Raw genomic sequence first — 20,245 nt, forward strand, 5'->3', positions numbered from 1 at the left:
CTCAGGCCAGCAGCCGTTCCCGCAGCCGGTCGAGCAGGTCGCCGGCCGCGCCGTGGGCCAGGGCCCAGCCCGCGGTGCCGCCCGCGTGCGCGTCCCACACGTCGAGGACCGCCGCCAGCGCCTCCACGGGGGCCGTGAAGTACTCCGCCGGCAGCGTCGAGAGGTCGGCCCCCGCGGGCAGCGGCGAGCTCGCCAGCAGCCGGCGCATCACCTCGGGCATCGCCTGGGTGGTCAGGGCGAAGTCGGCCAGCACGGCCTCGCGGGGCACGTCGAGCAACCGCAGCACCAGCGCGACCACCAGTCCGGTGCGGTCCTTGCCCGCGGCGCAGTGCACGAGCACCGGAGCGGGCTCGGCGGCGACGAGCGCCACGGCCCGCAGCAGCCCGGTCCCGGGTTCCAGCATCGAGCGGTAGACCTCGACCAGGGGACGACGGCGCTGCGCGTTGGCGCCCGGGTCCCCCGCGTGGTCGAGCAGCGCGACGTGGTGCACCCCCGCCCCGGGCAGCGGGTGCGGGCCGGCGGGGATCTCCGCGGCCGAGCGCAGGTCGAGCACGGTCGCCGGCGGCCAGCTCGTCACCTCGCGCGGCGGACCGTCCCCCGCCAGGGGCTGGGCGCTGCGCCACAGCACGTCCGGGCGCAGCCGCGCGTCGGCGTGGGCGACGTCGCGCAGGTTCGCGACCTGCTCGCTCACCGGGCGACCCCGTGCGCCAGCCCGGTGACGAACTCGGCCAGGAAGGCGTCGCGGTCCACGTCGGTGACCGCCGTGGCCGGCGCGAGGGCGATCTCGCGGGGCAGGGCCGGCGGCGTGCCGTCCGGGAGTTCGAGCAGTCGGGCCCGGGTCGCGAAGCCGTTGCTGGTGACGGCCGCGGGGGCGCTCACCCGACGGGTGACGAGCTCGGGGTGGATCAGGACCGCGGCGGCGAGCGGGTCGTGGACGGGGGCGACGCGACGGCCCCACTCGTGGACGTAGAAGCGGTAGTAGGCGTCGAGGATGTCGGCCGCGAAGGTGCCCCACGCGGTACCGGCGTGCCGCAGCGACGAGGTCATCGCCTCGTCGAGGACGACCGTGCCGGTGACGTCGACGCCGACCATCGTGACGGTGTCGTCGGCGGGACGGGCGGCGCTGAACAGGACGTGCGCGGCGTCGCCGTCGTTCTGGATGTTCGCGTCGATCATCAGCGAGCGGCCGAGCGGCTGGTACGGACCGGAACCGCCCATGATCGTGACGCTGCGGACCTTGAACAGCAGGTCGGGGTCCTCGCGCAGGGCGAGGGCGAGGTTGGTCAGCGGCCCGAGGGCGAGGACGTCGTAGCGGCCGGGCGCCTCGTCGGCGAGCGCCACGATCTGCTGCGCCGCAGTGCGTTGCGTGGTCCGCGGGTCGGGACGCTCGAACCCCAGGTCGCCGAGGCCGTCGTCGCCGTGGACGTAGCCGGCGATGTGCGCCTCGCCCCGCAACGGTCCCGCGGCGCCCCGGGAGAGCGGGACGTCCGCCAGGCCCGCCAGCCGCAGGACGTGGGCGGCGTTGCGCAGCGAGTCCTCGACGTGGCAGTTGCCGTAGACGGTCGTGACCGCGGCGATGTCGGCCCGCGGTGACCCCGCGAGGTGCAGCAGGGCCAGGGCGTCGTCGAGGCCGGTGTCGGTGTCGACGATCACCTGGCGACGTTCGGGGGTCTCAGTCACCGGTCGAGTCTCCCAGAACGACTTCTGGGGAGATTCCCACCCTTCCCGCGGTGCGGAAAGGTGGAAAGCTCCCCAGAAGTTGAGAGGCGGGACTCAGGCGAGGCGGGACTCAGGCGAGGCGGGACGCGAGGTTCTCGTCCAGGCTGCCGAGGAACTCCTCGGTCGTCTGCCAGGCCTGCTCGGGGCCGACGAGGGCCGCGAGGTCCTTGGTCATCTTGCCGCTCTCGACGGTCTTGATGACGACGTCCTCGAGGGTCTCGGAGAACCCGATGAGCTCGGGGGTCGAGTCCAGCAGACCGCGGTGGGCGAGGCCCCGGGTCCAGGCGTAGATCGACGCGATCGGGTTCGTCGACGTCGGCTTGCCCTGCTGGTGCTGGCGGTAGTGACGGGTCACGGTGCCGTGCGCCGCTTCGGCCTCGACGACGGAGCCGTCCGGGGTCGAGAGGACCGACGTCATGAGCCCGAGCGAGCCGAAACCCTGTGCGACGGTGTCGGACTGGACGTCGCCGTCGTAGTTCTTGCAGGCCCAGACGTAGCCGCCCTCCCACTTCAGGGACGCGGCGACCATGTCGTCGATGAGGCGGTGCTCGTAGGTGATGCCGGCCTCGGCGAACTTGTCCTTGAACTCGTTCTGGAAGACCTCTTCGAAGATGTCCTTGAACCGGCCGTCGTAGGCCTTGAGGATCGTGTTCTTCGTCGACAGGTACACCGGGTAGTTGCGCGAGAGCCCGTAGTTCAGGGACGCGCGGGCGAAGTCGACGATCGAGGCGTCGAGGTTGTACATCGAGAGCGAGACGCCGGCCCCGGGGGCCTGGAAGACCTCGTGCTCGATGGGCTCCGAGCCGTCCGTGGGCGTGAAGGTCACCGTGAGGGTGCCCGCGCTCGGGAACGTGAAGTCGGTGGCGCGGTACTGGTCGCCGTAGGCGTGACGGCCGATGATGATCGGCTTCGTCCAGCCCGGCACCAGGCGCGGGATGTTGGAGATGATGATCGGCTCGCGGAAGATGACCCCGCCGAGGATGTTGCGGATCGTCCCGTTCGGGGACCGCCACATCTTCTTGAGGCCGAACTCCTCCACGCGCGCCTCGTCCGGCGTGATCGTCGCGCACTTCACGCCGACGCCCGCCTTCTGGATGGCGTGGGCCGCGTCGATCGTCACCTGGTCGTCGGTCGCGTCGCGGTGCTCGACGCCGAGGTCGTAGTACTCCAGGTCGACGTCGAGGTACGGGTGGATCAGGCGGTCCTTGATGAACTGCCAGATGATCCGGGTCATCTCGTCGCCGTCGAGCTCGACGACCGGTCCCTGAACCTTGATCTTGGCCACTGTGCTGTCCCCTCCGACTTCACCCGGCTGCATGGAGCTCTTTCTCGACGTCAAGCTACCGGTCCCCGCCCGCGTCCCTGCCACGGCACCCCCGCGGTCCCGTACGCTGCCGCCCCGTGAGCAGTCTCGAGACCCCCCACGACCTGCGGACGACGGCGGGTCAGGTCGCGGCGCTGCACGACCGGACCGACGCGGCCGTGCACGCCGCCGACGAACGTGCCGCCGCGAAGCAACACCCGCGGGGCAAGAAGACCGCCCGCGAGCGCATCGCGGCGCTGGTGGACGAGGACTCCTTCGTCGAGCGCGGCGGCTTCGTCCGCAGCCGCTCGACGGCCTTCGGGATGGCGGCCAAGCACGTCGACGGCGACGGGGTCGTGACCGGCTACGCGACGGTCGACGGTCGTCCCGTCTGCGTCTACGCCCAGGACTTCACGGCCTTCGGCGGGTCGCTGGGCGAGGAGCACGGCGCCAAGATCGCGGAGCTGCAGGACTTCGCCGCGACGACGGGCTGCCCCGTCATCGGCATCAACGACGGCGGCGGCGCGCGCATCCAGGAGGGGGTCGCCTCCCTCGTGCAGTACGCCCGGATCTTCCGCCGCAACGTGCACGCCTCGGGCGTCGTCCCGCAGATCTCGCTCATCCTCGGCCCCTCGGCCGGCGGCGCCGTCTACTCCCCCGCCCTCACCGACATCACCGTGATGGTCGAGGAGACCTCGCACATGTTCGTGACCGGCCCGGACGTGATCCGCACGGTCACCGGCGAGGACGTCGGCTTCGAGGAGCTCGGCGGCGGGCGCACCCACGCGACCCGTTCCGGCGTCGCGCACCACCTGGCGGAGTCCGAGGACGACGCGATCGCCTACGTGCGCGAGCTCCTGTCCTTCCTGCCCTCGAACAACCTCTCAGAGGCGCCGCTGCTGCCGGCCGAGCACGTCCGCGGCCTGCACGTCGACGAGGAGGACCTGTTCCTGGACGAGATCGTCCCGAACTCCCCCAACCAGCCCTACGACATGACGGCGGTGCTGGCCGCCGTCCTCGACGACGGCGAGTTCCTCCAGGTCCACGAACTCTTCGCCCCCAACGTCCTCACCGGTTTCGGCCGGGTCGAGGGCCGTCCCGTGGGCATCGTCGCGAACCAGCCCTCCCAGCTCGCGGGGACCCTGGACATCGACGCCTCCGAGAAGGCCGCCCGGTTCGTCCGGTTGTGCGACGCGTTCAACGTCCCCGTCCTCACCTTCGTCGACGTCCCGGGCTTCCTGCCCGGCACCGACCAGGAGTGGAACGGCATCATCCGCCGCGGTGCGAAACTCCTCTACGCCTACGCCGAGGCGACGGTCCCGCTGGTCACGGTCATCACCCGCAAGGCCTACGGCGGCGCGTACATCGTCATGGGCAGCAAGGAGATGGGTGCCGACGTGTGCCTGGCCTGGCCGAGCGCGCAGATCGCCGTCATGGGCGCCCAGGGGGCGGTGAACATCCTGCACCGCAGCACCTTGAAGGAGACCGCGGAGACCGGTGGGGACGTCGAGGCGAAGCGCCGCGAACTCGTCGACGACTACGAGCTGCAGCTGGCCAACCCCTACGTCGCCGCCGAACGCGGTTACGTCGACGGGGTGATCGCACCGAGCGAGACGCGGGTCCAGGTGATCCGGGCCCTGCGGGCGCTGGCCACGAAGCGCGCGACGCTGCCGGCCAAGAAGCACGGGAACATCCCGCTGTGACCGACAACGACCCGCAGGCCGTCCGGGAACTGCTGACCGCGCTGCGCATCGAGCGCGGCCACCCAGAGCCGGAGGAACTCGCGGCGCTGACCGTCGTCCTGACGTCGCGGTTGTCGCAGCCGTCCGCACCGGAGGGGTTTCCCCCGGTCCCGGCGCCGCGCTCGCGCTGGGCCGACCCGCGTCACGTGCTCGGCCTGCCGCCGGTACCCGGCCGGGGCAGCTGGCGGGCCAGCGCCCTCCCCCGCTGAGGGGTGGCGGCGCGTCTGCGGGGTCGTGTCGGAGCCCTGACCTACCGTCGTGCCCATGGCGTCGAACGGGAACTCCGACAGCGCGGTCAGGGTGGGCGCGGTGCGTGAGGTGCGCTTCGTGCACACCGCGGACTGGCAGCTGGGCATGACCCGGCACTTCCTCGACGCCGACGCCCAGCCCCGCTACACCGCCGCCCGCATCGACGCCCTGCACCGCATCGCCGAGGTGGCCCGCGAGCACGGGGCCGAGTTCGTCGTCGTCTGCGGTGACGTCCTGGAGTCCAACGCCGTCGGGCCGCGGGTCCTGTCCCGCACGCTGGAGGCCCTGCGCGCGTTCAGCGACGTCGGGGTCCCCGTCTACCTCCTCCCCGGCAACCACGACCCGCTCGACGCGAGCTCGCTGCTCGCCTCCCCCGCCGTCCGCGACACCCCCGGCGTGCACGTCCTCGACACCGCCGGCCCGCTCGAGGTCCGCCCGGGCGTCGAGCTCGTCGCGGCCCCGTGGACCTCCAAGCACCCGACCGGGGACCTGCTCGCGCAGGCCACCGAGGGCCTCGTCGACGACGGCACCCTGCGCATCGTCGTCGGGCACGGCGCGGTCGACGAGCTCTCCCCCGACCGCGACGACCCGGCGCGCATCGCGCTGGCCCCCCTCGAGGAGGCGATCGCCGACGGGCGCATCCACTACGTCGCCCTGGGCGACCGGCACTCCACGACGCAGGTCGGACGGTCCGGGGCGGTCTGGTACGCGGGCACCCAGGAGGTCACCGACCGGCTGGAGACCGACCCGGGCAACGTCCTCGTCGTCGAGGTCGGCGACGCCTCCCCGCCGAAGGTCGAACCCGTCCGGGTGGGGCGCTGGGCGTTCCCCCACGTCCGCGCCGAACTGGACTCCGCGAGCGACGTCGAGGCCCTGCGCCGGCAGCTGGAGGCGTTGCCCGCCAAGGACCGCACCGTCGTCACCCTCAGCCTCACGGGCACGCTCACCGTGGGGGCGAAGGCGACGCTGGACGACCTGCTGGCCGTGCAGGGTGACCTGCTGGCCGGGGTGCAGCACTGGGAGCGCCACAGCGACCTCGTCGTGCGCGCCGACGCCGACGAGCTCGCCGACCTCGGCATCGGCGGGTTCGCCGACGCGGCGGTCGCGGAGCTCTCCGCGCTCGCCCAGGGCGACGGCCCGGACGCGGAGGCCGCGCGCGACGCGCTGTCGCTGGTGTTCCGCCTGGCCGGCGGAGGGACCCGCGCGTGAGGCTCCACCGCCTGGTGCTCGACGACTTCCGCGGGGTCGGGCACCGCGAGCTGACCCTGCCCGACACCGGGATCGTCGTCCTCGAGGGCGCGAACGAGGTCGGGAAGTCCTCGATGCTCGAGGCGCTCGACATGCTGCTCACCGAGAAGCACTCCTCGAAAAAGGCGTCCGTCCTCGCGGTGAAACCCGTGCACCGCGACGCCCCGAGCGCCGTCGAGGCCGAGATCAGCACCGGCCCCTACCGCTTCACGCTGCGCAAGCAGTGGCACAGCCGGCCCGCGACCACGCTCACCGTCCACCGCCCGCGGCTGGAGCAGCTGACGGGGGACGACGCGCACCGCCGCGTCCGCGACATCCTCACCGAGACCCTGGACACGCGGCTCTGGGACGCGCTGCGGATGCTGCAGGGCGCCTCCCTCGACGCGAGCCTCAGCGGCAGTTCCGCGCTCGCCGCCGCCCTCGACGCGGCCGCCGGTTCCGGCGAGGACCACGACGGGGACGGGGCGCAGACCCTGCTCGACGCCGTCGGCGAGCGCTACGCGGAGTTCTGGACGAGCACGGGGCGTCCGACCTCCCGGCACCGCACGTGCGCGGACGAACTCGCCGAGGCGCGCGTCACGGCCACGCACGCCCGGGAGGCCCTCGACCTCGTCGCCGAGGACTCGCGCGAGCACGCCGAACTCAGCGCCGCCCGCCGGACGCTCCAGACCGAGGTGGAGGCCACGACCGCGGAGGCGGAGTCGCTGGTGCAGCTCGTCGCCGACCTCGGCGACCGGCGCTCGAAGCTCCTCGGGGCCCGCACCCGCGCCGAGCACACCGCTCGCGCCCGGGCCGAGGTCGCCGGCGCGCAGGAGCGTCGCTCGCGTGCGGTCGCGGACGTGCACGCCCGGGCGCTCGCGGTCGAGCAGGAGACCACCCGCCTCGCCACCCTGACCCAGGAGGCCGAGCGCGCCCGGGCGGTCGCGACCACCGCCGCGAGCACCGCCACCGAGGCCGCGCAGGCCGCCGACGACGCCCAGGACGCCGCCGACAGGGCCCAGGACACGCTGCGTCGCAGTCAGGACGGCGCGACGCTGCGGCAGGTGCGCCGGCGGCTCGCCGCCGTCACCACCGCCGCGGAGGAGGTCCGGGCGGCCACGGAGGCGCTCGCCCGGCACCGGGTCGACGCCGCCGCGGTGCGCGCTCTCGAGGTCGCCGCCGACACGGCCGGCGGGTTGCGCGCCCGCGCCGAGGCCGTCGCCGCCCGGGTCGTCGTCGAGGCCACCGCCGTCGAGGTCCTCGTGGACGGCGTCCCCGTCCCGGCCGGCACCGTGGCCGAGCTCTCCGCGACGCGGCCGCTGGAGATCGACGTCGCGGGTTTCGCCGCCGTCCGGGTGCTGCCCGGTGCGGACGCCGGTCCCCTGGCCGAGGACCTGGAACGCGCCGAGCGGGACCTCGCGGCGCGGCTGGACGACGTCGGCGTCGAGGACGTCGCCGCCGCCCGGGCCGCCCACGAGGAGCGCCGCAGCGCGCAGAGCGCCCTCGACCTGGCCCGCGCGCACCTGACCCAGCTGAGCGCGGAGGCCGGTGCGGACGAGCTGCGCGCCGAGGTCGACCGGCTCGCAGCCGTCCTGGTGACCGGCGACGGTGAGGTCCCCGACCTGGCTGCGGCCCGGACGCTGGAGGCCGAGACCCGGGAGACGTCGCTGCGCAGCCGCCGCGCGGCCCGAGAGGCCGCCACGACGGCGGCCGCGGCCGCCCGGCACGCCGACGCCCTGGCCGGTGAGCTCGCCACCCGCACGGCCGCTCTCGAGGTCGCCCGCACCGAGGTCGAGGGGGCCGCGCTCCGGCTCGAGCAGTCCCGCGCCGAGCAGGACGACGACGCGCTGGCCCGGGCCCTGACCGCCGCGGACACCGCCGCGGACACCACGGCGGCGGAGGTCGCGGACCTCGAGGCCGACCTCGCGGCCCGCGACGCCGACGCGACCCTGCGGCGGGCGCAGCAGGTCCAGTCCAGGCTCACCGACCTGGTGGGACGGCGCGACGTGCTCACCAGCGACCTGCTGCGGCTGGAGGCCCGGCTCTCTGTCATGGGCGGTGAGGCCCGCCAGGAGGTCTGGGACGAGGCGGAGTCCCGCGTCGCCCGCCTCGAGGGGGAACTCGAGAGCCTCACCCGGCGGGCGGCCGCGGCCCGGTTGCTGCGCGACACCCTGGAACGTCACCGCGGGGTGTTGCGGCGCCGCTACGTGTCACCGTTCGCCGACCGGCTGGAGGAACTCGGCCGCACCGTCTACGGCGAGAGCTTCCGCATCGGCCTCGACGACGAACTGCGCATCCTCGACCGCACGCTGGAGGGCCGCACCGTCCCCTACGAGCAGTTGTCGACGGGTGCGCGCGAACAGCTCGCCGTGCTGACCCGGTTGGCGTGCGCGACGCTCGTCGACCCCGCCGACGGGGTTCCCGTCGTCCTCGACGACGCCCTCGGCCACTCCGATCCGCTGCGGCTGCAACGGCTCGGGGTGGTCTTCGAACGGGTCGCACCCTCGACCCAGGTCCTGCTGCTCACCCCCGGCCCGGGGGTGCACACGTCCATCGCGGGGGCGACCGTCATCCGCCTGGACCCGGAGGTCAGCGGGGGAACTGCTCCCACTGCCACAGCATCCACGGGCTGAACGGCGAGGGGTCCGCGGCGATCTGCTCGCGGAGCTCGTCGAGGTGGACCCAGCGGAACTCGTCGACCTCGTCCGGGTCGGGGACCAGGTCCCCCGACCCGGTGGCGATGCGCGCGGTGAAGACGGGGCAGACCTCGTTCTCGACGGTGCCGTCCGCCATGACCGCGCGGTAGCGGAAGCTCGGCAGCAGCGACGTCACGCCCTCCACCTCGATCCCGAGCTCCTGGACGGAGCGGCGGACCACGGCGTCCGCGGGCTCTTCCCCCGGACCGGGGTGACCGCAGAAGGAGTTGGTCCAGACCCCCGGCCAGGTGCGCTTCGTCGCTGCCCGCCGGGTCAGCAGGGTGCGCCCGGCGTCGTCGAGCAGCCAGCACGAGAAGGCCAGGTGCAGCGGCGTCGAGGTGTGGTGGACCTGGGACTTCAGCGCGGTCCCGCACGGTGTGCCGTCCTCGGTCAGCAGGACCACGAGTTCGGTCAGATCGGCGGTCGGTGCGAGGGTCACCCCCGAACGGTAAACGGTCTCAGGACCCGTTGCGAGCAAGGAAGGCCGTGACACCGTCGGCGATTCCCCGGGCGGCGGTGGCCCGGAAGTCCGGGTCCGAGACGAGGGTGGCCTCCTCGGCGTTGCGCATGTTGGCCGACTCCAGCAGCGCCGACGGCGTCCGCGCGAGGTTGAGCCCGGCGAGGTCGGAACGCCGGGTCAGCCCCGGTTCGACGAGGTCGCCGAGGTAGTCGGCCCGGGGCAGGCCGGTGGCCGTCCCGAAGGACGCGAGCAGGTCCCGCGCCGCGACGTCGGAGGCGGCCAGCACGGCCGCGTTGCCGCCGTCGGGGGCGAGCGCGGGCTCGACGACGTGGAACCCCCGGGCGCTCGCCGCGGCCCCGTCGGCGTGGATGGAGACCGTGAGCGCCGCACCGGCGGCGGTGGCGATGGCGGCACGGGCGTCGACGCAGGGCCCGACGCCGGTGTCGTCGTCGCGGGTCAGCACGACGGTGACGCCCCGGGCCCGCAGCAGGTGGGCGGTGCGCAGGGCGACGTCGAAGGCGTAGGCGTGCTCGGGGTAGCCGGCGTCGGTGCTGGTCCCGGTCGTGTTGCAGGGCTTCTCGAAGCCGCCCGCGGGCACCAGCGCGTCGACGACCGAGGGGTTCGCGGCGTTCCCACCGTTGTGGCCGGGGTCGAGCACGACGACGGGTGCAGGGGTGCTCGGCGAGGGGGCCGCCACTCGGACCTCCGCGCTCGCGGTGGGCGCGGGTGCGGGCGCGGGCGCAGTCGGCGCGGAACACGCGCTCACCAGCACCGCGACGGTGGTCGCGAGGAGTCCCGGTCGGCACCGCACGGCCCCAGCGTGTCACGGACGGCCTGGGTAGCCTCCCGCCATGGCGATGCACGAGGTGAGCTTCGAGTCCCGCAACGGACGCGACACGGTCCACGGCTGGATCTGGACGCCGGTCCGGTCCCCGCGGGGGATCGTCCAGATCGTCCACGGGTTCGGGGAGCACTCACGCCGCTACCTGCACCTGGTGCTGAGACTGCTCGACGACGGGTTCGTCGTGGCCGCCGACGACCACGTCGGCCACGGACTCACCGCGCACCTCAGCGACACCTGGGGCGACTACGGCTCCGGGGGCTACGCCACGACGACCGAGGACGAGAAGTCGTTGCACGACATCGTCGTCGAGCGGTTCCCCGGACTGCCGTTCTTCATGTTCGGGCACAGCTGGGGCTCGATGATCGCCCGCGACTTCTCCGCGGAGCACGGCCACCTGCTGAGCGGCGTCGTGTACTGCGGCACCTCGGGGGTGCGCGAGAACACGGTCGAGCTGCACCGCCGACTGGGCGGGCTCGTCGCGGACGGGCGCGCCGCGGAGGTGCGGCCGGAACTCGTGGGCGAATTGCTCGAGGGCTTCACGGCGCGCTACCCGACGGTCCGCTCGGCGAACGACTGGATCGCACTGGACCCCGACGTCGTCCGTGACCACGGGGCGGACCCGTTGAACAACTTCACGAGGCCGCCGACCGTCCAGGCCCTGCACGACTTCACGTCGCTGTGGATCGACGTGCACTCCCGCGAGTGGGCGCAGCGGGTGCCGACCCGCGTGCCGGTGTACGTCATCGCCGGCGACCAGGACCCCGTCGGCAACTACGGCGAGGGGCCGTACCAGGCCGCGAACTGGCTGGCCGAGACCGGTCACACGGTCACGACCCGGCTCTACACCGGCTACCGACACGAGATCCACAACGAGCCCGACCTGCGCGCGGAGGTCGAGGACGGCATCGCGACCTTCCTGGTGGCGCAGCTCTGAGGCGCCCGGCTCCGGGGCGCAGCGTCAGGCGGGGACCGGGGTAGTCGCCGCGACGACGGCCTCGTCGAGTTCCGCGCCGAGGTCCAGGTCCTCACCCGCGACGAGGCGGGCCTCGAGTTCGCGCACCTTCGGGATGACGAGCTCGCCGAACGCCTCGACCTCCTCCTTGACGTGCAGGAAGCCGAGCAGCAGCAGGTCCACCCCGACGAGGCGGTAGGCCAGGATGCGGCGGGCGACCTCGTCGGGCGTCCCGACCAGACCGGTGCGGAAACCGTCGTTGTACTGGACGAGGTCGCGGAACTCGCTGTCGGCCCACATGCCCTTGCCGTCCCTGGTCGAGTTCCCGGCCTCCTGGACGGCGGCGCCGAAACCTTCGACCTTGGTGCGGTCGGCCTTGGCGATGATCTCCTCGAGGACGGCCTCGGCCTCGTCGCGGGTGTCGCGGACGACGGCGAAACCGTTGAGCCCGAACCGCACCGAGCGGCCGTTGCCGGCGGCGAGGGCGCTGACCTCGCGCACCCCGGCGGCGGCGGCGGCGATCGACTTGCCGTTCATGAAGTACCAGTCGCTGACCCGGCCGGCCATCGCCTGCGCGGCAGTCGAGTTGCCGCCCTGGAACAGTTCCGGCTGCACCTTGGGCTGCGGGCGGAAGGTGATGTCCTCGGCGTTGAAGAACTCACCCTGCTGGCTGTAACCGTCCTCGGTCCACACCCCGCGCAGCAGGGCGATGAACTCCTCGGACTGGCGGTAGCGGTCGTCGTGCTCGTGCCAGGTGACCCCGAGCTGGGTCGCCTCGTTCTTGAACCAGCCGGAGACGACGTTCAGCGCGAGGCGGTTGTCGGTGAGTTCCTGGGTGGTCGCTGCGAACTTCGCGAGGACCCCGGGGTGCCAGAAGAAGGGGTGCACCGCGGCGATGACCTTGAGCTTCTGCGTCGCCAGCAGCAGGGCGAGGGAGAACGACGTCGACTCGTGCTGCGCGTCCGCCCCGTAGGAGGCGAGGTAGCGGACCTGGGTCAGGGCGTACTCGAAACCGACGCGTTCGGCGGCCTGGGCGACGGCGACGTTGTAGGCCGGGTCGTGGCTGGTGCGCTGCTCGATCGTGGAGACGACCAGGCCGCCCGACACGTTCGGGACCCAGTAGGCGAACTTCAGCGGCTCGTTGACGGACATGGTGGTGCTCCTCCATCGGTCCTGGCGGTAGCACCCGGGTTCGGGTTGCTGCGGCGTCGTCGAGCCAGATCTCTCGGCCGCTCTGGATGGTCCTGCGAACTGTAACGCCTCGTGGGCGGCCCCGCAGCGACTCGGGCCGGCCCGGCACCGGAGGGGTCCGGCGCAAGCCGTTGCGCACGAACGATTTCGAAGCCGGGTGCGGATATCCGGTACCTTCCCGAACCGCTTGACGGACCCCGGTTCGGCTGTCACTGTCGAATCAGGTCATGAGTACCAGCGCGAAGCCCCGGCTCGCTGGTCGGCAACCCTCCTTCCGTCGTGGGGTGCTCCGGGTGATGACCCGACCCGCGGGTGTCGCGGGTAAGGACGTTGAAGGAGACGCACGTGTCCCACCAGACCTGTCGACGCTGAGCGTCCGCACTCCCCGCTGAACACCCCGGGCCACCCCGTCCGGCGGTCCCCCCTGCGCCGGTCCGCCCGACGCTCCCCCGCCGCGCCCTCGCGCGCCCCACGCCGCCCTGGAGACGACGTGATCGAGCCATGATCGAGCTGAGACAGCTCACCAAGACCTACGGGAGCACCACCGTCCTCGACCGCCTCGACCTGCTCGTCCCCGCCGGCAGCATCACCGCCGTCGTCGGGCCGAGCGGGGCCGGCAAGAGCACCCTCGCCCAGTGCGTGACGCTGCTGACCCGGCCCACGTCGGGTTCCGTGCTCGTCGGCGGCCAGGACCTGACCCACCTCGGGGAGGGACGGCTGCGCGAAGCCCGTCGCCGCATCGGCACGATCTTCCAGTCCGACGGGCTGCAGACCCGGCGCACCGCCGCCCAGAACGTGGAACTCCCGTTGCGCTACCTCGGGGTCGTCCCCCGCGAGCGGCGTGCCCGGGTCGCCGAGCTGCTGGAGCGGGTGGGTCTGGCCGACCTGGCCGGCCGCTACCCGCACGAGCTCTCCGGCGGTCAGCGCCAGCGCGTCGGGATCGCCCGCGCCCTGGCCCTGCGCCCGAGCGTGCTGCTCTCCGACGAGGCGACCTCCGGGCTGGACCCGCGCTCGACGGCCTCGATCGTGGCGCTGCTGCGCGAACTGCGCGACGACCTCGGGCTGTCCATCCTGTTCATCACCCACGAGATGGACACGGTCGTCGAGGTCGCGGACTCCGTGGCCCGACTCGAGCACGGCCGCATCGTCGAGTCGGCGCCCCTGCTGGACGTCCTGCGCGACCCGGGGTCGCCCGTCGGGGCCGCGCTGCTGCCCCGACGGGCGGTCGCCACCGATCCCCGGCTCGTCACCTGGACGGTGCACTACCGCGGCGACGACGTGCCGGCGGACTGGCTGACCAGCACGGCCCGCGAACTCGGTCACGACCTCGCCCTGCTCGGCGCCTCCGTGAGTGCCGTCACCGGGCGGACCGTCGGGCACGCCACCCTCGGGGTGCCGGACTCGGTGGACCCCGCGCGGCTGATCGCCGCCCTCGAGCGACGGGGACTGCACACCCGCGCCACCGAGGCGCCCTCGACCCTGGAGCTGGTCCCGTGAGCCCCGCCGCCCTCCCGCTGGCCTCGAACCTGGACACGCCCCTGCCGCAGATCCCGGCGCTCGTCCTGCCCGCCCTCGGCGACACCCTGCTGATGGTCGGCATCGTCATGGCCCTGGTCGTGCTGCTCGGGGTCCCGCTGGGGGTCCTGCTGCACAACCTCGCCCCGGACGGGTTGCTGGAGAACCGCCCGGCCCACCGCGTCCTCGGCTGGGTGGTCAGCACCGGGCGGTCCCTGCCGTTCCTGGTGCTGATGGCGGCGCTCGTGCCGTTCACCCGGTTCGTCACGGGTACGAACATCGGCATCCGGGCGGCCGTCGTGCCGATGGTCCTGGCCGGCACCGCGTTCTTCGCCCGCATCGTGGAGAACTCGCTGCGCTCGGTGCCCCCGTCGGTGGTCGCCGTCGCGAAGGCCTCGGGAGCCTCTCCGCTGCAGGTCATCACGAGTGTGCAACTGTCCGAGGCGCTGCCCTCGATCATCGGCGGCCTCACCATCAACACCATCGCGATGATCGAGTACTCGGCCATCGCCGGGACGATCGGCGCCCCCGGGGTCGGCTACCTCGCCATCACCTACGGGTACCAGCGCTTCGACCACGCCGTGATGATCGCGACCATCGTCGTCCTCGTCGCCCTGGTCGCCTCCGTGCAACTCCTCGGCGACGCCCTGGCCCGCCTCGCGGACCCGCGCGCCCGTCGCCGCAGCGCCGCCCCCACGAACTCCCCCACCGCAGACCTGGAGAACTCCCTTGTCCACTGAGACCCGCCCCGACGCCAAGCCCGCCGACGACCACGGTTTCGAGGTCCGCCGCCGACGACTGTGGCCGTTCGTGGCCGGCGGTGCCGTCGTCCTGCTCGGGATCGCCGCCGCGGTCGTCGTGCCCCGTCTCGGCGGTGAGGACACCGCCAACACCCAGGCGGGCGCCACCCTCTACGTCGCGACCGCCGAGGGCAACGCCCGCGAGGAGGCCCTCATCGACTACATCGCGAAGGACGTCGCCCCCGCGCACGGCATCCACGTCGAGTTCAAGGCGCTGGCCGACAGCAACACCATCAACCGCGCGGTGAACGACGGCGAGGTCGCGGGCACGATCTACCAGCACAAGCTGTGGCTGGGTCAGGTCCTGCAGGCCAACCCGGGGTTCCAGGAGACCGCGGCGACGCCGGTCTTCCGGTGGGGTTTCGGCCTGTGGTCCTCGAAGTGGAAGACGCCGGCGGAGATCCCGCAGGGCGGCACGATCTCGCTGTACTCCGACCCGGCGAACGAGTCGCAGGGGTTGTTCGTCCTGGAGAAGGCGGGGCTCATCACCCTCAAACCGGGGACGGACATCGGGACGGCGACCGTCGACGACATCGCCGAGAACCCCAAGGGCCTGCAGTTCACGCTGCTGGACTTCGGCGCGCAGTCCCGCGCCCTGCCCGACCTCGACGCCGCCGTCGGCTACACCGAGTACTACCTCGCGGCCAAGATCCCGATCGAGCAGCAGATCTTCGCCCCCGCCGCCCCGGACGAGTTCGCGGGCCAGCTCACGGTGGGCACGAAGTGGATCGGCACCGACAACGTCAAGGCGCTCATCGCGACGTTCCAGGACCCGAAGGTCCAGGAGTACCTCTCGAACGACGCCGACGTGAAGGGTGTCCTGCTGCCCCTCGACGCCACCTGAGCCAGGCGCCCACAGCAGTGATGCACCCTTGCGTCGACACTCCGGCGGCCACCGCCTGGACGTCGGCGTGTCGACGCGAGGCTGCAGAACTACTGCGGGGTCGGCACCAGCCCGGCCAGCACGAGGCAGGCCACCGCCAGCACCAGCAGGATGGCGACGTCCACCGGGCGGGAGCGGACCGCGAGCGATCCGGCCACCCGCACCGGCAGGACGAGGCGCAGCACGGCGGCGACCGCGAGGTCGGCGCCGAGCAGCACCCCGCCCGACGTCGGCCCCGCGAGCAGGGTCAGCCCCAGGGCCAGCACGACCCCGCCGACGAGGGTCAGCAGGACCGCGTTGCCCGGGGTGGGAACCCGCTCGGGGGCCTGGGTCATGGATCGACGCTACCGGGGTCGCTCAGTGCGCGAAGTGGCGCGCGCCGGTGAAGTACATGGTGATCCCGGCCTTCGTGGCGGCCTCGACGACCTCGGCGTCCCGGATCGACCCGCCGGGCTGCACGATGGCGCGCACCCCGGCGTCGATGAGGATCTGCGCCCCGTCGGCGAAGGGGAAGAACGCGTCGGAGGCGGCGACGGAACCGGTGGCCCGCTCCACGCCGGCGCGTTCCACGGCCAGCTTGCAGGAGTCGACGCGGTTGACCTGACCCATGCCGACACCGACGGAGGCGCCGTCCTTGGCCAGCAGGATCGCGTTCGAGCGCACCGAACGCACTGCGCGCCAGGCGAACTCGAGGTCGGCCAGGACCTCGGGCGAGGCAGCCTCGCCGGCGGCGAGGGTCCAGTTCGCGGGGGCGTCGCCCTCGGCGTCGATGAGGTCGAGGCTCTGCACGAGCACCCCGCCGGACACCATGCGCCACTCCTGCGGGCGGCGGCCGTAGCCCTCCGGCAGCTGCAGCAGCCGGACGTTCTTCTTGGCCTGCAGCACCTCCAGCGCCTCGGGTTCGAAGCCCGGGGCGATGACGACCTCGGTGAACACCGGCGCGACCTGGGCGGCCATGGCCGCGGTCACGACGCGGTTGGCGGCGATGACCCCGCCGTAGGCGGAGACCGGGTCGCAGGCGTGCGCCTTGGCGTGGGCGTCGGCGACGTCGGAACCGGTCGCGATGCCGCACGGGTTGGCGTGCTTGATCACCGCGACGGCGGGGCCGGCGAGGTCGAACGCGGCGCGCAGGGCGGCGTCGGCGTCGACGTAGTTGTTGTAGGACATGGCCTTGCCGTGCAGCTGGACGGCCTGCGCGATGCCCGGTTCGGCGGTCGGGTCGGCGTAGACGGCGGCCTGCTGGTGCGGGTTCTCGCCGTAGCGCAGGACGGCGCTGCGTTCCAGCGCCATCCCCGTCACCGCGGGCCAGCCCTCGTCGTCGGCGGCCAGCGTCTGCTGCGCGAACCAGCCGGCCACGGCCGTGTCGTAGGCGGCGGTGTGCGCGAACGCGGCCGCGGCCAGGCGCTTGCGGTCGCTCAGGTCGAACCCCCCGTCGGCGACGGCCTTCAGCACGTCGGCGTAGCGGGCGGGGTCGACGACGACGGCGACGCTCGGGTGGTTCTTCGCGGCCGCACGGACCATCGACGGCCCGCCGATGTCGATCTGCTCGACGACCTCGTCGTAGCCGGCGCCCGAGGCGACGGTCGCGGCGAAGGGGTAGAGGTTCACGACGACGAGGTCGAAGGGTTCGACGTCGAGCTCGGCCAGCTGGCGCACGTGGTCGGGCAGCCGGCGGTCGGCGAGGATCCCCGCGTGCACCCGCGGGTGCAGGGTCTTGACCCGGCCGTCGAGGCACTCGGGGAACCCGGTGAGCTCCTCGACGGGGGTGACGGGCACGCCGGCGGCGGCGATGCGCGAGGCCGTCGAACCGGTGGAGACGATCGCGACACCCGCGGCGTGCAGCCCCTGGGCGAGTTCCTCCAGGCCGCTCTTGTCGTAGACGCTGACCAGCGCGCGCTTGACGGGGACCTGGCGTGCCTCGCGGGTTTCCGGTGCCATCGGCGGGATGCCGTCCTCTCAGGGGTGGGTGGTGAGCGTGCGGGCCAGTCGGCCCACGACGTCGACGAGCAGCTCGCGCTCGTGGCTCTTGATGCGTTCGTGCAGGGAGTGCTCGTCGTCGCCGTCCAGGACGCGGACCGCGACCTGGTCGAGGATGGGGCCGGTGTCCACGCCGGAGTCGACGAGGTGCACGGTGCACCCGGTGACCTTCACCCCGTGCGCGAGCGCGTCGCGGACGCCGTGGGCACCGGGGAAGGACGGCAGCAGCGCGGGGTGGGTGTTGACCATGCGCCCGCCGAACGCCTCGACCATGGGCGCTCCGAGGATGCGCATGAACCCGGCGAGCACGACGAGGTCGGGGGCGCGACGGGCGACCTCGGCGGTCAGCGCCGCGTCCCAGGCGGGGCGGTCGGCGAAGTCGGCGGGGGCGACGGTGAACGTGTCGGCCCCGGCGGCGGCGGCCCGCTCCAGCGCGGGCACCCCGAGCTTGTCCGAGCCCACGGCGACGATCTCGTAGGCGGGGTCGCCTGCGTCGAGGAGCGCCTGCAGGGTCGAGCCCGATCCGGAGGCGAGGACGACCACTCGTACGGGCACGTGGCGAGACTCTAGCCGTCGCGGTCGCCGGGGAAGAAACTCGTGGCATGACCCTGCGCACGCACCCCTGGCCCGCCGGCGTCCCGGCCCGGGCGGACCTCGCGACCGACGACCCCGGGGCGGCGGCGACCTTCTACGGGGCGGTCCTCGGGTGGACCGTCGTCGGGCACCATCCCGACGGCTCCCTGCTGCTCGGGGTGGACGGCGCCGTCGCCGCGGAAGCCGGCCCGGCCACCACCTCCGGCTGGACGCTGTCGATCGCGACCACGGACCTCGACGCGACCGTGGCCGCCGTCACGGCCGCGGGCGGGTCGGTCCTGAGCGGGCCGGGCGACGTCGACGACGCGGGACGCTCGGCGGTGGTCGCCGATCCCACCGGGGCCGTCGTCGGGTTGTGGGAGGCCGGGACCCGCATCGGCGCGAGCTGGGTCAACGCCCCGGGCGGTCTGAACTGGGAGGACCTGCGCTCGTCCGACCCGGCGCTCTCCCGGGAGTTCTACGCCGCCGTGTTCGGCTGGACCTTCCGGGAGCTCTTCGACGGCTACGCCATCGCGGCCAACGTCGACGCGCCGCACCCGATCGGTGGCGTCGGCCCGCTCTGGGGTTCGGCGCCCGGGTGGCTGGTGTACTTCGGCGTCCCCGACGTCGACGCCGCCGTGCGGGCCGCGCTCGCGGGAGGCGGTGAGGTCGTGCACGCGGCCCACGACAGCGACTTCGGCCGGATGGCGCAGGTGCGCGACCCGTGGGGTGCGGGGTTCGCCGTCTTCACCCCGCTCCCCGGTGCGCCGCAGCCGGACCGCTGATCAGAGCAGCTTGCGGGGTGCCCCACCGCCGGCGTCGGGCATCGTCACGACGACCTTCGTCCCGCGCCAGGCCGTCCAGGCGCGGCCGAGCAGGACGGCGATCAGGGCTCCGGCGGCGACCTCTCCGCCGGCCGCGGCTCCGGTGAGCAGGGCGTCGGGTCCGAGGTCGGCCATGCGGCCGTGACCGAGGGCTCCGCTGGCGAAGAACCCCAGGCCGGCGACCAGGACCCCGGTCCCCGCACCGGTCAGCAGGGCGGCGCCGCAGCGCGTCAGGAGCCCGTGGACGGGACGCCCGCGACGGCTCTGCAGCACCCAGGCGGCGGCACCGACGAGGACCGGCACCGCGACGACGGCCCATGCCCACGCCGGGGTGACGCCGGGGGTCGGCAGGGCGCCGAGGAGGGGCACGGTCGGCAGGGTGTCGAGCGTCGTCCCCCCGGGCGCGACCGACGTCCCGGTCCCGACGGCGAAGCCGACGCCGGTGGCCCAGGACAGGCCCCAGACCGCGAACGTGGGCAGCAGCAGGGCCTGCGCGAGGGTCAGCAGCAACCCGCCGAACACCCCCGGGTCCAGCGCCTCGTGCAGGGCGAGGACCTCGCTGCGACCGTGCACGAGGGCCACGGCGACGAGCAGCGTCCCGGCTCCGACGAGTCCCGCGCAGGCGGCCACGGCCGGACGCAGGGCGGCCACCACGACGGCGGGGACGGCCGCGGGCAGGGCGGGTCGGTGCGCCCAGAGGGCCACGAGCGCGCCGAGCGCGGCGACGAGGAACCCACCGAGCAGCGACATCGACAGCGACGCCGCCCCGACCCCGCTGCGCGAGACCAGGGCCAGCAGGACGGCGAACACGGCGTAGCCGCCGGCGAAGACCCCGAGACCCCGCCAGAACGGGACGTCACGTTCGGCCTCGAGCTGGTCGCGCAGCCACATCCGGACCGCACGCCGGGAGGAGAGGACCGCGAGCACGGTGAGCCCCAGCGGGGCGATCCCGACGCTGCCCCCGACGATCGCGACGGAACTGCCGTGCGCGAGCAGCCAGAGGTCGGCCCCGACCCGGGCCACGGCGGCCAGGGAGGAGGTGGAGCGCACCGAGGCGATCCACCCCAGGACGCACAGCACCACCATCGGCACGAGCAGGGTCAGCACCGCGCGCACGGACGCGGTGAGCAGGGGCAGCAGGTCCGCCGGAGTGGTCCGGGGGACCTTGGCGGAGCGGCGAGCAGCGGAGGTGTCGGTGGGCGTGGACATCACCACCGATGCTCCCCCGGCGGGGGGTCGAACCGCGGGACCGACACCCGCGGGGTCGAGACCGTCGGCTCCACGCCCCCG

Annotated in this window: 19 protein-coding genes and 2 riboswitches; of the genes, 9 read left to right on the forward strand and 10 right to left on the reverse strand. The window is 73.5% G+C overall.

Features of this window, described 5'->3' with window-relative positions; translation table 11 throughout:
- Position 1: 1 nt before the first annotated feature.
- The 3 genes from SJY07_RS07985 to SJY07_RS07995 form a co-directional block, all read right to left on the reverse strand.
- Positions 2-691 carry a tyrosine-protein phosphatase gene (locus SJY07_RS07985; RefSeq protein WP_380158255.1) on the reverse strand — a complete coding sequence of 230 codons (690 nt, stop codon included), beginning with the start codon at positions 689-691 and terminating at the stop codon, positions 2-4.
- Complete coding sequence (locus tag SJY07_RS07990; RefSeq protein ID WP_380158258.1) at positions 688-1,680, reverse strand: nucleoside hydrolase; 993 nt, start codon at positions 1,678-1,680, stop codon at positions 688-690. The genes SJY07_RS07985 and SJY07_RS07990 overlap by 4 nt, the downstream gene beginning before the upstream one ends.
- Before the next feature lie 109 nt (positions 1,681-1,789).
- Entirely contained in the window at positions 1,790-3,004 is a 1,215-nt protein-coding gene (locus SJY07_RS07995; protein ID WP_328294773.1) for an NADP-dependent isocitrate dehydrogenase, read from the reverse strand.
- 116 nt (positions 3,005-3,120) lie between these two features.
- Here SJY07_RS07995 and SJY07_RS08000 point away from each other — a divergent pair, with 116 nt between their 5' ends.
- The 4 genes from SJY07_RS08000 (at position 3,121) to SJY07_RS08015 (ending at position 8,873) form a co-directional block, all read left to right on the forward strand.
- Entirely contained in the window at positions 3,121-4,725 is a 1,605-nt protein-coding gene (locus tag SJY07_RS08000; RefSeq protein WP_380158260.1) for an acyl-CoA carboxylase subunit beta, read from the forward strand.
- Positions 4,722-4,973 (forward strand): acyl-CoA carboxylase subunit epsilon, encoded by a 252-nt coding sequence (locus SJY07_RS08005; RefSeq protein WP_328294771.1) that lies wholly within the window; start codon positions 4,722-4,724, stop codon positions 4,971-4,973. The genes SJY07_RS08000 and SJY07_RS08005 overlap by 4 nt, the downstream gene beginning before the upstream one ends.
- 109 nt (positions 4,974-5,082) lie before the next feature.
- Positions 5,083-6,222 carry an exonuclease SbcCD subunit D gene (locus tag SJY07_RS08010; RefSeq protein ID WP_380162220.1) on the forward strand — a complete coding sequence of 380 codons (1,140 nt, stop codon included), beginning with the start codon at positions 5,083-5,085 and terminating at the stop codon, positions 6,220-6,222.
- The gene (locus SJY07_RS08015) at positions 6,219-8,873 is read left to right on the forward strand and encodes an AAA family ATPase (protein ID WP_380158262.1); all 2,655 of its coding nucleotides are present in this window, start codon (positions 6,219-6,221) and stop codon (positions 8,871-8,873) included. The genes SJY07_RS08010 and SJY07_RS08015 overlap by 4 nt, the downstream gene beginning before the upstream one ends.
- On the opposite strand, the gene idi is transcribed toward SJY07_RS08015, so the two are convergent.
- Both idi and SJY07_RS08025 read right to left on the reverse strand, forming a co-directional pair.
- Positions 8,830-9,375, reverse strand: a complete 546-nt coding sequence (gene idi / locus SJY07_RS08020) for an isopentenyl-diphosphate Delta-isomerase (RefSeq protein ID WP_328294768.1) — start codon at positions 9,373-9,375, stop codon at positions 8,830-8,832. The two genes, SJY07_RS08015 and idi, sit on opposite strands and share 44 nt — an antisense overlap.
- A 19-nt stretch (positions 9,376-9,394) precedes the next feature.
- Positions 9,395-10,207, reverse strand: a complete 813-nt coding sequence (locus tag SJY07_RS08025; protein WP_380158264.1) for an N-acetylmuramoyl-L-alanine amidase — start codon at positions 10,205-10,207, stop codon at positions 9,395-9,397.
- A 40-nt stretch (positions 10,208-10,247) separates the two neighbouring features.
- Between SJY07_RS08025 and SJY07_RS08030 the strand changes: the two genes are divergently transcribed.
- Positions 10,248-11,174: an alpha/beta fold hydrolase gene (locus tag SJY07_RS08030; RefSeq protein ID WP_380158266.1), complete on the forward strand. Its 927-nt coding sequence runs from the start codon at positions 10,248-10,250 to the stop codon at positions 11,172-11,174.
- 24 nt (positions 11,175-11,198) lie between these two features.
- Here the strand turns inward: SJY07_RS08030 and sfnG are convergent, their stop codons facing one another.
- Positions 11,199-12,344, reverse strand: coding sequence for a dimethylsulfone monooxygenase SfnG (gene sfnG, locus SJY07_RS08035; RefSeq protein WP_328294766.1), 1,146 nt, complete (start codon positions 12,342-12,344; stop codon positions 11,199-11,201).
- A 9-nt stretch (positions 12,345-12,353) separates the two neighbouring features.
- Positions 12,354-12,437, reverse strand: a riboswitch (SAM riboswitch).
- Positions 12,438-12,606: 169 nt separating this feature from the next.
- Positions 12,607-12,717: riboswitch (SAM riboswitch) on the forward strand.
- 167 nt (positions 12,718-12,884) lie between these two features.
- On the opposite strand from sfnG, the gene SJY07_RS08040 reads away from it, so the two are divergent.
- From SJY07_RS08040 to SJY07_RS08050, 3 genes are read left to right on the forward strand one after another with little or no spacing between them, the layout of a single operon-like run.
- A complete protein-coding gene (locus tag SJY07_RS08040) occupies positions 12,885-13,880 on the forward strand; it encodes an ATP-binding cassette domain-containing protein (RefSeq protein WP_328294765.1) in 996 nt (331 codons plus the stop codon).
- A complete protein-coding gene (locus tag SJY07_RS08045; RefSeq protein WP_328294764.1) occupies positions 13,877-14,638 on the forward strand; it encodes a methionine ABC transporter permease in 762 nt (253 codons plus the stop codon). The genes SJY07_RS08040 and SJY07_RS08045 overlap by 4 nt, the downstream gene beginning before the upstream one ends.
- Positions 14,628-15,542 carry a MetQ/NlpA family ABC transporter substrate-binding protein gene (locus SJY07_RS08050; protein ID WP_380158269.1) on the forward strand — a complete coding sequence of 305 codons (915 nt, stop codon included), beginning with the start codon at positions 14,628-14,630 and terminating at the stop codon, positions 15,540-15,542. Before SJY07_RS08045 ends, SJY07_RS08050 begins: the two co-directional genes overlap by 11 nt.
- 89 nt (positions 15,543-15,631) lie before the next feature.
- Here the strand turns inward: SJY07_RS08050 and SJY07_RS08055 are convergent, their stop codons facing one another.
- From SJY07_RS08055 to purN, 3 genes are read right to left on the reverse strand one after another with little or no spacing between them, the layout of a single operon-like run.
- Positions 15,632-15,916, reverse strand: a complete 285-nt coding sequence (locus SJY07_RS08055) for a DUF3017 domain-containing protein (protein WP_328294762.1) — start codon at positions 15,914-15,916, stop codon at positions 15,632-15,634.
- Between the two features lie 22 nt (positions 15,917-15,938).
- Positions 15,939-17,519 carry a bifunctional phosphoribosylaminoimidazolecarboxamide formyltransferase/IMP cyclohydrolase gene (gene purH, locus SJY07_RS08060; RefSeq protein WP_380158272.1) on the reverse strand — a complete coding sequence of 527 codons (1,581 nt, stop codon included), beginning with the start codon at positions 17,517-17,519 and terminating at the stop codon, positions 15,939-15,941.
- 18 nt (positions 17,520-17,537) lie between these two features.
- Positions 17,538-18,113, reverse strand: coding sequence for a phosphoribosylglycinamide formyltransferase (gene purN / locus SJY07_RS08065; protein WP_380158274.1), 576 nt, complete (start codon positions 18,111-18,113; stop codon positions 17,538-17,540).
- Between the two features lie 47 nt (positions 18,114-18,160).
- On the opposite strand from purN, the gene SJY07_RS08070 reads away from it, so the two are divergent.
- Positions 18,161-18,916 carry a VOC family protein gene (locus SJY07_RS08070; protein WP_380158276.1) on the forward strand — a complete coding sequence of 252 codons (756 nt, stop codon included), beginning with the start codon at positions 18,161-18,163 and terminating at the stop codon, positions 18,914-18,916.
- On the opposite strand, the gene SJY07_RS08075 is transcribed toward SJY07_RS08070, so the two are convergent.
- Complete coding sequence (locus tag SJY07_RS08075) at positions 18,917-20,164, reverse strand: DUF6350 family protein (protein WP_380158278.1); 1,248 nt, start codon at positions 20,162-20,164, stop codon at positions 18,917-18,919.
- Between the last annotated feature and the right edge of the window lie 81 nt (positions 20,165-20,245).

The organism is Kineococcus sp. R86509 (assembly GCF_042466365.1).
In the GTDB taxonomy this organism is placed as follows: Bacteria; Actinomycetota; Actinomycetes; order Actinomycetales; family Kineococcaceae; genus Kineococcus.